Source organism: Rhodococcus sp. IEGM 1302 (assembly GCF_030056935.1).
In the GTDB taxonomy this organism is placed as follows: Bacteria; Actinomycetota; Actinomycetes; order Mycobacteriales; family Mycobacteriaceae; genus Rhodococcus_F; species Rhodococcus_F qingshengii.
In genome coordinates this window covers 629231-642159 of the sequence record NZ_JASHKY010000001.1, presented here as the reverse complement: position 1 = coordinate 642159, position 12929 = coordinate 629231, and the positions used below count along the sequence as shown (strand labels likewise).

Below are 12929 nucleotides of genomic sequence, written 5' to 3'. Positions count from 1 at the left end.
GGCTTTGCCATGACGACCACCGAAATTCCTCCCACCGGCGTCGATCCCGCAGATTCCGGAGCGCCACAGGTCAATCCGGCCGCCGATTGCGAAGCCAACCGCACGAAGAACTTCGCCACCCGACCGATGACCGGTGACGAGTACATCTCGAGCCTGCAGGACGGTCGCGAGATCTGGCTTCACGGTGATCGCGTCAAGGACGTCACGACACACCCCGCGTTCCGGAATCCGATCCGCATGACCGCGAGGCTGTACGACGCTCTGCATACGGGCGAGCACGTGGACGCCTTGACCGTTCCGACGGACACGGGCAACGGCGGTGTCACCATGCCGTTCTTCCGCACTCCGACGTCCTCGGCCGATCTGCTCAAGGAACGCGATGCCATAGCGACGTGGGCTCGTATGACCTACGGCTGGATGGGCCGTTCCCCCGACTACAAGGCGAGTTTCCTGGGCACCCTCCACGCCAACAAGGAGTTGTACGCACCGTTCCAGGACAACGCCGAACGCTGGTACCGCGAATCGCAGGAGAAAGTTCTGTACTGGAACCACGCGATCATCAATCCCCCGGTGGATCGCCAACTTCCACCGGACGAGGTCGGTGACGTCTTCATGAAGGTGGAGAAGGAAACCGACGCAGGTTTGATCGTCAGCGGCGCCAAAGTGGTCGCCACCGGATCGGCGATCACGAACTACAACTTCATCGCTCACTACGGTCTGCCGATCAAGAAGAAGCAGTTCGCCCTGATCTGCACGGTACCGATGGACGCGCCGGGTGTGAAGCTGATCTGCCGCACCTCGTACACCGAACATGCTGCGGTGATGGGCAGTCCGTTCGATTATCCGCTGTCGAGTCGCATGGACGAGAACGACACCATCTTCGTCTTCGACAAGGTGTTGGTTCCGTGGGAAAACGTCTTCATGTACGGCGACGTCGACCGGATCAACGCATTCTTCCCTCAATCGGGCTTCCTGCCGCGCTTCACCTTTCAGGGCTGCACTCGCCTGGCCGTCAAGCTCGACTTCATCGCCGGACTGTTGATGAAGGCACTCGAAGCCACCGGCGCCGGCGGCTTCCGCGGAGTCCAGACCCGTGTCGGTGAGGTGATCGGGTGGCGAAACCTCTTCTGGTCGTTGACCGAATCGATGGCACGCGATCCCGAACAGTGGGTCGGCGATTCGGTGATCCCGAAGCTCGAGTACGGCCTCACCTATCGAATGTTCATGATCCAGGGGTACCCGCGGATCAAGGAGATCATCGAACAGGACGTCGCGTCGGGCTTGATCTACCTGCCTTCGAGTTCACTCGACTTCAAGAGCCCGGACGTGCGTCCGTACCTCGACAAGTACGTTCGCGGTTCCGACGGCATCACCGCCGTCGACCGCGTGAAAGTCATGAAGGCGCTGTGGGATTCGATCGGGACCGAGTTCGGCGGCCGACACGAACTCTACGAGCGCAACTACTCCGGCAATCACGAGAACGTCAAAGCCGAACTGCTGTTCGCAGCCCAGAATCGTGGACACGCAAGTTCCATGAAGGGACTGGCCGAGCAGTGCTTGAGTGAATACGACCTCGACGGCTGGACGGTCCCTGACCTCATCGGCAACGACGACGTCTCGTTCTTCAAAAACCGGTAATCCCCTCGGCAGGTAGGGCGGACTCGCGATGTCGAGTCCGCCCTGCTCGTCGTCTTCAGCAGGCATGGCCCATCAGCAGAATTCGACGAACACTGCACCCTTGGTCAGGACTAGGCAATTGCCTAGTGTGACCCGAGACACACGATGTCAAGGTGAATTCAGTACCGGACGCAGCCCCGTCCGGAAAGCGGGTCCCACCGATTTGGTCCGACAGCCCTCGGCTTTCTCGGTAGGCGCCCACTCTTATCTGGAGGACACCCATGACGGATATGTTGGATGCTGCCCGCGGCACCGACCAGTTCGCGAACATCCGCGCCGTCCTCGACGACGCGCTCGTCGAGGAGCCGGAGACCGGCCGCTACCAGGTGCGGCGCAGCGTCTTCACGGACGAGCAACTGTTCGAACTCGAGATGACGCACATCTTCGAAGGCAATTGGATCTACCTCGCGCACGAGAGCCAGATCCCGAACGTCGGCGACTACTTCACCACCTACATGGGCCGTCAGCCCATTGTGATCACCCGCAACAAGGACGGCGAATTGGGTGCGCTGATCAACGCATGCAGCCACCGCGGTGCGATGCTCTGTCGCCGTAAGACCGACAACCGAACCACCTTCACCTGCCCGTTCCACGGCTGGACCTTCAACAACAGCGGAAAACTCCTCAAGGCCAAGGACGCTCGCACCGGTGGCTATCCGGAGCAGTTCAACAAAGACGGCTCACACGACCTGACCAGGGTGGCGCGGTTCGAGAACTATCGCGGCTTCCTCTTCGGCAGCCTCAACCCCGACGTGCTGCCACTCGAAGAGCACCTCAGTGACACCACGAAGGTCATCGACATGATCGTCGATCAGTCACCTGACGGACTCGAAGTTCTGCGCGGTGCATCCACCTACACCTACGACGGCAACTGGAAGTTGCAGACCGAGAACGGTGCCGACGGCTACCACGTGTCTTCGACGCACTGGAACTACGCCGCTACCACCGCTCGCCGCACCGCCGGTGAATCGTCCAACGAGACCAAAGCCATGGACGCCGGCACCTGGGGGAAGCAGGGCGGTGGATACTTCTCCTACGACTACGGCCACCTCCTGCTCTGGATGTGGTGGGGCAATCCCGAGGACCGACCCCTGTTCGAACGCAAAGCAGAACTGGAGGCTCAGTTCGGTTCCAAGAAGGCCGAATTCATGGTCGGTGCGTCGAGGAACCTCTGCCTGTACCCGAACGTCTACCTCATGGATCAATTCAGCAGCCAGATCCGGCACTTCCGTCCGATCTCCGTGGACCAGACCGAAGTCACCATCTACTGCATCGCGCCCAAGGGAGAGAGCGCCGAAGCGCGCAGCAACCGCATCCGTCAGTACGAGGACTTCTTCAATGCCAGCGGTATGGCCACCCCGGACGATCTCGAAGAGTTCCGTTCCTGCCAGAAGACCTACCAGGCAGCCGGCGCCCCGTGGAACGACCTCAGCCGTGGCGTCACACACCAGATTCCCGGTCCGAACGACGTCGCGAAGGATCTCGGCATGAATCGCGTGCTCTCGAGCGGAGCCAAGACCGAGGACGAAGGCTTGTATCCCATTCAGCACGGGTACTGGCGCGACGCCATGCTTGCGGCCGTAGATGCCGAGCAAGCCGCTTCCAACCGGACCATCTGAGGACGATCACCATGACTGTCACCACCACCAATGCCGTCGCCCTCGAAACAGTGCAGCAGTTTCTCTACCGTGAGGCTCGCTATCTGGACGATCGCGAGTTCGAGAAGTGGATCGAGTGCTACCACCCCGATTCCGAGTACTGGATGCCCGCATGGGCGGACGACGGCGAGCTGACCACGGACCCGGCCGCAGAGATCTCCCTGATCTACTACCCGAATCGCGGCGGTATCGAGGACCGCGTGTTCCGAATCAGGACTGACCGTTCCAGCGCGACAAGCCTTCCCGAGCCCCGCACCGGTCACAACATCACCAACGTGGAAGTGATCGAAGAGCGCGGCTTCGTCGTCGACGTCCGCTTCAATTGGTTCACGCTGTACTTCCGCTACAACACAGTCGACACCTACTTCGGCACCTCGCACTACACGATCGACTTCTCGGGCGAGCAGCCGTTGATCATGAAGAAGAAGGTAGTCCTCAAGAACGACTACATCCATCACGTGGTCGACATCTACCACTTCTGACACGACTTCCCTTCGAATCGAGCTGTTTCCCATGAGCATTCAAGCTGCGCCGACCTTTCAAGTAGCCCTGAGTTTCGAAGACGGCATCACCCGCTTCGTCGAATGCAACACCGACGAGACCGTCGCGGACGCGTCGTACCGCGCACGAATCAACATTCCGCTCGACTGCCGCGACGGAGCATGTGGCACCTGCAAATCACTCTGTGAGTCAGGTACTTTCGATGCCGGCGACTACATCGAGGAGGCCCTGACGGACGACGAGGCCGAGCAGGGATACTGCCTTCCGTGCCAGATGGTGCCGGAATCTGATCTCGTGCTGCAGATTCCCACCACGTCGGCGGTCGCCAAGACCACTGCCGGTTCGTACACGTCCACCATCACCGAGATCATTCGCCATTCGGATTCCACGGTGGGTTTCACCGTCGCAGTCGACAACCGCGCAGATCTGGTCTTCCTCCCCGGTCAGTACGTGAACATCCTCGTTCCCGGAACCGAAGCGACGCGGTCGTACTCGTTCAGCTCCGGCCCTGAGGTCGAGTCGGCGTCGTTCCTGGTCAAGATCACCCCGGGTGGTCTGATGTCCGAGTATCTCAGTCAGCGCGCGCAGGTAGGCGACACTCTCGAATTGACCGGACCGATGGGTAGCTTCTTCCTCCGGTCAGGTCAACGGAGAGCCCTACTGCTTGCCGGCGGAACCGGCTTGGCCCCGCTGCTCTCCATACTGGAGAAGATGCGTACCGAAAGCTCCACTCGGCCCGTCCATCTGGTCTACGGCGTCAGCTCCGACACCGATCTCGTCGAACTCGACAAACTGCACGACTACGCGGAGTCTCTACCCCAGTTCACCTTCGACTACTGCGTATCCGATCCCGACAGCACAGCACCGAACAAGGGCTATGTCACGGGCTTGATCGAGCCCGATCACCTCGACGACGGCAACGTAGACGTCTACCTGTGCGGCCCGCCGCCGATGGTCGAAGCCGTACGTCTGCACTTCAAGGACGTATCGATCACACCCACGAACTTCTACTTCGAAAAGTTCAACAATGCGGCAGCACCGGCTGATTCACCGGCAGCCTCGGCCGAAGAATCAGCTGCCGGCACGTACGAGATCGGTGAAGAACATCTGCCGGTCGCGGAGTCGGACGCACAGTTCGACGCTCGGATGGCACTCGAACTCGGAGCAATGGAACTCACGATCGGCCGCCTCACTCCAGCACAGTTGACGGAGTACCGCATTCTGGCGGAGAACTCGGCTGCTTCCATCGACCGCGATCACTTCACGGACGCAGCGGCATTCACCGAAACCAATGCCCTGTTCCACGACTTCCTCTTCCGCTGCACCGGAAACGAAGTGCTCCTGCAGGCATACCACCGTCTCGAGGTCACACAACTGATGAACCGAGTGCTCCGCACCGCCGATTGGGTGGACGAACATGTCGCGGAGGATCACTCACGTATCGTGAGTGCATTCGAGCAGAATGATCGCGCCGCGGCCCGTGATCTGATCGTCCAGCACAGCGAACACGCCAAGTCGACGATGCACCGCGCCATCACCGACGCTCGGGAAAGTGTGGCGTCGTGAGCACGAGATTCTTCGCCGGCCGGTTCGACGACCGGGTCGTGGTCGTCACCGGAGCGGCTCAGGGGATCGGGCGCAGCGTTGCCGAAAGAGTTTCCGCAGAAGGCGGTTCCGTCGCGCTTGTGGATCGAGCTGAACTGGTTCACGACATTGCGACACCGCTGGAGCGTTCCCATTCGGTGACCGCGGATCTCGAGACGTTCGAAGGCGCCCAGAATGCAATAGATTCCGCATTGGAGCGCTTCGGACGCATCGACGTCCTGGTCAACAACGTCGGTGGGACCATCTGGGCCAAACCCTACGAGCACTACACGCCGCAGCAGATACAAGCCGAGGTCACACGATCACTGTTCCCCACGCTCTGGACGTGTCGCGCCGTACTGCCCCATCTGATCGAGCAGGCGAGCGGCACCATCGTCAACGTCTCCTCGGTCGCCACCCGCGGTGTCAACCGTGTTCCTTACGCGGCGGCCAAGGGCGGGGTCAGCGCGATCACCGCTGCACTGGCGATGGAAGTCGCGCAGTACGGAATACGCGTCGTGGCAACCGCTCCCGGCGGAACCGAGGCGCCACCACGCGTCGTGGCACGCGGACCGGGTGCCGAGACCGACGAGGAGAAGGCCTGGTACCAGCAGATCGTCGACCAGACCGTCGACTCGTCGCTACTCAAGCGTTACGGCACCCTGGACGAACAGGCTGCTGCTATCACTTTCCTTGCCTCCGAAGAGGCTTCGTATGTCACCGGAACGGTTCTGCCCGTCGCCGGTGGCGACCTCGGCTGAATCCAGCCTCCCCCGATTCCTGATCTCTCGAACGGAGATTCGCCATGTCCTCGATCGAACGTGGTTCCTGGGCCAGTGCCCGCCATCGCTCGTCAGTGTTGTGGGTGGTCACCATCGCCGCCATTGCCATTCTGTTCGACGGATACGACCTGGTCGTGTACGGCACGATCCTGCCCGTACTCATGGACGACCCCAGCCATATCGGCACCTTGACCGCATCTCAGGCCGGCGCGTTGGGTTCGTATGCACTCGTCGGAGTGATGGTCGGCGCACTGACGTGTGGAGCGATCGGCGATCACTTCGGTCGCCGAAAGATGATGCTGGTCAACATCATCTGGTTCTCGGTCGGAATGGCACTGGCAGCGTTCGCCACCAGCATCACCACCTTCGGTCTGCTGCGGTTCTTCACCGGCATCGGTGTCGGTGGGCTTGTCGCCACCGCCGGAGCCATGATTGCCGAGTTCGCGCCGCCGGGACGCCGCAATCTGTTCAACGCCATCGTCTACAGCGGTGTCCCGGCCGGTGGCGTCATGGCTTCCGTCCTGGCGATCGTTCTCCGTGATTCCATCGGATGGCGCGGACTGTTCCTCATCGGCGCCCTGCCATTGGTGTTCCTGTTCCCACTCGCCTGGTTCAAACTGCCCGAGTCTCCCGCGTGGCTGATTGCTCGCGGACGCGTCGAGGAAGCTCGCGCCATTTCCTCGAAAACCGGAATTCCATTGCCTGTCGGTACAGATCGACCCAACGACGCCGTAGCCGAGAAGGTCGGCTTCCGAGCGTTGGCGAGCAGACAATATGTCTGGGGCACCGCGCTTCTCGGCCTGATGAGCTTCGCCGGCCTCCTCCTGACCTACGGACTGAACACCTGGCTGCCCAAGATCATGGAAAACGCGGGATACAACGCGAAGGGTTCGCTCTCGTTCCTGTTGGTACTCAACGGCGGTGCCATCATCGGTGGACTTCTCGCCTCCAAGATCGCGGACGTCACCGGTCCACAGCGGGTTGTCGCAACCACCTTCGGCCTGGCCGCACTCGCCCTGCTCCTGTTCACATTCGGGTTCCCGCTTCCCGTACTCCTCGCCTCCGTTGCCATCGCGGGTGTCGGAACCATCGGTACTCAGGTTCTGATCTACGGATTCGTGTCCAACTACTATTCGACGGCCGCTCGGGCCGCAGGTGTCGCGTGGTGCGCCGGATTCGGACGTCTGGGCGGGATATTCGGGCCACTGATCGGCGGAAGTTTGATCAGCGCCGGAATCAGTTCCGAATCGGCGTTCTACGTCTTCGCCGGCATCGCGGTGATTGGCGCCATCGTCACCTTCTTCGTGCCGAAGCAAGCACCCGACCTGGGTGCCACTGCACTTCGATCCGATGGAGACCGTGCCGAAAAGGAAACCCGTGGTGAGCCCGGCGTTACGGTAGTCGGGTGACACTTCGTGACCTGTTGCTCGGCCGAGAACGCGAGCTCGCCGTTCTCGGCCGAGCCTTGGCCGCGGCAGAGACAGGAGTGCCGACTCTCGTGCTGGTCGAGGGCGATGCCGGTAGCGGTAAGTCCACTCTCGTCGACCGGTTCGCCGAAATCTCTTCCGCTCATACGCTCCGCCGCGCTCGTGGGCTGGAGTGGGAATCGAACACTGCCTTCGGAGTGATCGAACAACTACTCGAACGTCCGGTTTCCAACTCGGACCCGGTCGCCGTTGCACACGAGATCGTCGACGCAGCGGAGCAACTGACCCTGATCGTCGTCGACGATGCCCATCACAGCGATGTCAGCTCGCTTCAGGCAATCACCTCCGCCCTCCATCGAGGCCGAACGGCACCACTGCTGTTCGTCCTCGTCGCCGAGGAAACGCCGTTCCTGCGCGAGGATGTCAGGCAGATTCTCGACCTGCACTGGTCGACGCGTTTGCACATCAGCCCGATCGACGCACCCGTCATCATCGACATCGCGCGCATGCGAAGCGGAATCGACCTCAGCTCCGGCGTCGCGCTCGCCCTTCAGGACTTCACCGCGGGCAACACACTCGACATCGTCTCGCTTCTCGACGAGCTGCCACCTACCTATTGGACCCAGTGGCACCGAACTTTGCCCGTCCCTCGCCATCGTGCAGTATCGATCGCCGCCGCCCTCGCTACGTGTTCGGCGGGAGCACGAACGTTGATCGAAGCCGCAGCAGTTGTCGGGCGCAGCACGACGTTGTCGCATCTTGCTCAGCTGGCCGAAATCGACGACGTGGTCGGCGCCTTGGACAGCGCCTTTGCCAGCGGCCTCCTTTCTGTCCACGAGCAGCGCGGCAGCACCGAGGTGTCACTGAGCAGCACGATGGTCACGGCCGCAGTGCGCGGGGCGTTGGGACCCGCGCACTTGCATCTGCTGCACACACGCGCAGCCGAGATCGCTTGGGGAGAAGGTGAACGGCTTTTCCACCTTGCCGCTGCCAGCACCACCCATGACGAGGACCTCGCCGCCGAACTCGTTGCGTACGCATCACTACGAGCATCCGACGGCGCGTGGTCGGAAGTCGCCGACGCCATGGTCACGGCAAGCCGTCTCACCACGGCCCGAACCGAACACGAGGACCGACTGCTCCGCGGAGTCGACGCGCTGACCGGATCGGGTGACATCCCCCGCGCCATGGTCTTCGTGCCGGAGATCGAGAGTATTTCGCGCGGGCCTCTCCGCGACGCCGTCCTCGGCTACCTCGCCATCCATAGAGGGCGACCGACCGAGGCCGCCGATCTTCTGACCAGAGCGTGGGACAGCTGCAGCGTGGATCGTGAGCCAGGCATCGCTGCGATGATCGCCCAACGAATGGTCCTGCATTCTCTGGCTCGGCTCGATGGCACGGCGCTCGTCGAGTGGGTTGACCGCGCAGTCGAATTGGTGGGCCCTTCTGATCCCGCAGCAGTGGAGTCCGAAGCGATCAAGGGTCTCGGGCTCGGTGCTACCGGAAGAACCGAGAATGCGCTCGCGGCATACGCCGAACTCTCCGATCGTGTCCGCCCCGGAGCCCAAGCACAGCGCTTCCAGATGGGACGCGGATGGCTCGAGCTTGCGTTGGACCACCCGGAGTCCGCCAGACGCGACCTCGAAAGCGCGGTGTCCACAGAGTTTTCCAGTGGTTCGGCAAGAATCTCACTGTGGGCACAGGCCTGGCTCGCCCGCACTCAATTCGCTCTCGGCGCCTGGGACGAAGCGCTCTCGACCGTCGAGGGCGCCGGTGCCGAGGTGGATCGGTTCGAGATCGAGATCATCCGGCCGTTGGTCCACTGGTCGGGAGCACAGATTCACGCTCTGCGCGGCAACTGGGAACTGGCCCGTGACCATGTGCGACGTGCGTACGCCGGCATTCACGCCTACGAAATCATGTATGTTCCTGCACTTCTCGCCAGGGCCCAGGTTGCCGAGGCCGCCGCCGACTACGCCGAAGTTCTGGTGGCGCTGGCTCCGCTCACCTCGAGCAAGGCGCAACAATGGCTCGACGAGCCGGGCTTCTGGCCGTGGGTCGATCTCTACGCCAATGCATTGGTCATGGTCGGGCGAGCTGATGATGCCGACGCCTTTCTGCAACCACACGAGCAGACCGCACGACGTCGGGAGCACCGCTCAGCTGCGGCACGTCTCGGCTACGTTCGCGGCCGGATCCACGGCGCACGGGGCGAACTCGACTTGGCAAGAGAAAGTTTCGATGCTGCACTACTCGGCATCGAGACGCTGCCGCTCCCCTACGACCGAGCCCGAATCAATTTTGCCTACGGCCAAACTCTCCGCCGGGCCGGGAAACGCGCGGAGGCCGACGTCGTCCTCCGCGCCGCCCGCGAGCTGTATCACTCGTTGGGCGCCGCTACTTACGTCGAGCGCTGCGAGCGCGAACTCCGCGCGGGCGGGTTGAACCTCTCGCGGACGGAGAAGGGAATCACCGACCTGACCCCGCAAGAACGAGCCGTCGCCGACCTTGTCGCAGCGGGCAAGTCCAACAAGGAAGCTGCCGGCGAATTGTTCCTCTCCGTCAAGACCATTCAATATCACCTCACGCGCGCGTACGCGAAACTCGGACTGCGATCACGGAGCGAACTCGCGGCTTTGTTCCGCGACCGAGGGCTTTCGGATCCGCATCAGGAGAACTGAGAACATGCCGGACACTACGACGACCGCGCCCGTTCGCGTCGTCACCGAGCCACTCCCCCAACCGCTCTACGGCCCGAAACGGGTCTTGCGCGACTTCGGCGGAACGTCCATTGCCAACGGAATCATCGGCATCGTCTTCTCGGCCACCGGGCCGGTGGCGGTCATTCTCGCTGCGGGGTTGGCGGGTGGACTGAGTCAAGCTCAATTGGCCTCTTGGCTTTTCGGTGCCTTCTTCGTCAACGGCATTCTCACCATCACGGCTTCCTGGCTGTACCGGCAGCCGCTGGCCTTCTTCTGGACGATTCCCGGAACCGTTGTCGTCGGAGCGTCGTTGGAGCATCTGCCGTGGGAGCAAGTGCTCGGAGCGTTCTTCGCGACCGGCGCCCTGATCTTGATGTTGGGATTGACAGGGTGGGTCACACCGATCATGGCCGCATTACCCTTGCCCATCGTAATGGCAATGGTGGCAGGCGTTTTCCTTCATTTCGGAACGGATTTGGTCGAAGCGCCCGCCCACGACGCGGTGATCGCCCTGCCGATGATCGCCACCTTTGTCGCTCTGAGCGTGTTCGCCAAGCTGGGAAGATTCGTTCCGCCCGTTCTCGGCGCGTTGATTGTCGGCGTGGTCGTGATACTCGCGGCCGGAAGATTCAACTCCGCCGGCGACGCGCACGAGTGGCTGGCGCATCCGATGCTGACCACGCCAACCTGGTCTTGGCAGGCGATGATCGAACTGGTTGTACCGCTGGCGATCACAGTCGTCGTCGTGCAGAACGGCCAAGGAATCGCAGTCCTCCGCGCAGCGGGTCATCAACCGCCGATCGGGGCAGCAACGGTTGCCTGCGGTGTGTTCTCTCTCGTGAACGCGGCGGTGGGTTGTGTCTCGACGTGCCTGACCGGGCCGACGAACGCATTGCTCACGGCGTCGGGAGAGCGGACACGCCAATACACCGCCGGAATCTTCTGCGGCTTACTCGCCGTCGTCTTCGGACTGTTCGCCCCGACTTTCGTCGCGATGATGTTGGGAACTCCGACGGCATTCATCGTCACTCTGGGTGGTCTGGCCATGCTCAAGGCCTTACAGGGAGCCTTCGTGACCGCATTCGGCGGGAAATTCACCTTCGGCGCTTTGATCGCGTTCCTCGTGACGATCTCCGACATCGAACTGCTCAATATCGGAGCCGCTTTCTGGGGACTCGTCTTCGGGGTCATCGCCTCGCGCATGCTCGAACGAGCCGACTACACCTGACATGCGAATATTCGCATACTCGACTTTGACAATCATTTACATTAAGCGGTAGATCTATACCCATGCACCTCAACACCCGCATGTCGCGGCGCCTCACCCTTGCCACATCAGTAGGCCTCTCACTCGCCCTCGTTACGGGTTGCTCGTCCGACAACAAGGACTCCGCCCAGTCCGAAACCACGACCACGACGTCGGCCGCACCAACCGAACAGGCCTCGGCAACACCACGTCTCGCCGTGTCGTACGACGGCGGCGTCCTGGTGCTGGATGCAACTTCCCTCGACGTGGTCGGCGAGACCGAGATCGACGGCTTCACCCGACTCAACCCGGCCGGCGACGGTCGCCACGTCATGATCTCTGCCGGCGAAGCATTCAAGGTGCTCGACACCGGCACGTGGTCTTCGGCTCACGGTGATCATTCTCATTACTACACAGCCGATCCCGCGATGTCCGAGGTCGAGTTCGCAGCCAACGAGCCCGGACACGTCGTACGCCATGCCGGAAAGACGGTCCTCTTCAACGACGGCTCGGGACTGGTCGAGATCTTCGACCCGGTTCAGTTGGCAAAACGTCAGCCCCGCGTCGAGACGTACACCACCCCGGAACCCCATCACGGCGTCGCGGTCGCACTTGCCGACGGCAGTCTGTTGACGACAATCGGAAATTCGGAGTCCCGCAACGGCATAGCTGTCCTCGATGCCGACCGCAAGGAAATCCTGCGCAACGAACAGTGCCCAGGTGTCCACGGCGAAGCAGTCGCTGCCGGCGAAGCCATCGTGCTGGGCTGCCAGGACGGGTTGCTCGTGTACAAGAACGGAGCGATCACCAAGGTCCAGAGTCCGGATGCATACGGCCGCATCGGAAATCAGGCAGGCTCGGAGGAGTCGGACATCGTGCTGGGTGATTACAAGACTGACAAGGACGCCGAACTCGAACGTCCGCAACGGGTCTCGCTGACCAACACGACGACGTCCGAACTCAAGCTCGTCGACCTCGGCACCAGCTACACCTTCCGCTCACTCGGCCGCGGACCGCACGGAGAGGCACTGGTACTCGGCACCGACGGCGCCATCCACGTCATCGACCCGAACACCGGCGTCGTCACCAAGAAGATCGCCGTTATCGACGCATGGACCGAGCCCACCAAGTGGCAAGAGCCCAGGCCCGCGCTCTTCGTAGAAGATCACACCGCTTACGTCACCGACCCCGCGTCGAAGAAGCTGATCGCAGTCGACCTCGAGGACGGCAGCATCCTGACCGAGACCACCCTCGATCACGCCCCGAACGAATTGACCGGCGTAACCGGCTGATTCCCACCCTCGCTTCGGCCCCCATCTCACACCGAGATGGGGGCCGGAGCCGTCCTCGCG

At 62.0% G+C, this 12929-nt stretch carries 9 protein-coding genes; all 9 read left to right on the top strand.

Annotated elements, in window-relative coordinates:
- Positions 1-9: 9 nt before the first annotated feature.
- A complete protein-coding gene (locus tag QM609_RS03005) occupies positions 10-1638 on the top strand; it encodes a 4-hydroxyphenylacetate 3-hydroxylase family protein (RefSeq protein WP_003939685.1) in 1629 nt (542 codons plus the stop codon).
- 260 nt (positions 1639-1898) lie between these two features.
- Complete coding sequence (gene benA / locus QM609_RS03000; protein ID WP_050656061.1) at positions 1899-3296, top strand: benzoate 1,2-dioxygenase large subunit; 1398 nt, start codon at positions 1899-1901, stop codon at positions 3294-3296.
- A gap of 11 nt (positions 3297-3307) precedes the next feature.
- Positions 3308-3817 (top strand): benzoate 1,2-dioxygenase small subunit, encoded by a 510-nt coding sequence (gene benB / locus QM609_RS02995; RefSeq protein WP_003939939.1) that lies wholly within the window; start codon positions 3308-3310, stop codon positions 3815-3817.
- 31 nt (positions 3818-3848) lie between these two features.
- The gene (gene benC / locus QM609_RS02990) at positions 3849-5402 is read left to right on the top strand and encodes a benzoate 1,2-dioxygenase electron transfer component BenC (RefSeq protein WP_050656062.1); all 1554 of its coding nucleotides are present in this window, start codon (positions 3849-3851) and stop codon (positions 5400-5402) included.
- Entirely contained in the window at positions 5399-6181 is a 783-nt protein-coding gene (locus QM609_RS02985) for a 1,6-dihydroxycyclohexa-2,4-diene-1-carboxylate dehydrogenase (protein WP_050656063.1), read from the top strand. Before benC ends, QM609_RS02985 begins: the two co-directional genes overlap by 4 nt.
- A 44-nt stretch (positions 6182-6225) precedes the next feature.
- Complete coding sequence (locus QM609_RS02980; protein ID WP_050656064.1) at positions 6226-7611, top strand: MFS transporter; 1386 nt, start codon at positions 6226-6228, stop codon at positions 7609-7611.
- Positions 7608-10310, top strand: a complete 2703-nt coding sequence (locus QM609_RS02975) for a helix-turn-helix transcriptional regulator (protein WP_050656065.1) — start codon at positions 7608-7610, stop codon at positions 10308-10310. Before QM609_RS02980 ends, QM609_RS02975 begins: the two co-directional genes overlap by 4 nt.
- A 4-nt stretch (positions 10311-10314) precedes the next feature.
- Positions 10315-11559, top strand: coding sequence for a benzoate/H(+) symporter BenE family transporter (locus QM609_RS02970; protein ID WP_050656066.1), 1245 nt, complete (start codon positions 10315-10317; stop codon positions 11557-11559).
- A gap of 62 nt (positions 11560-11621) precedes the next feature.
- Entirely contained in the window at positions 11622-12869 is a 1248-nt protein-coding gene (gene aztD, locus QM609_RS02965) for a zinc metallochaperone AztD (protein ID WP_050656067.1), read from the top strand.
- Positions 12870-12929: the final 60 nt, after the last annotated feature.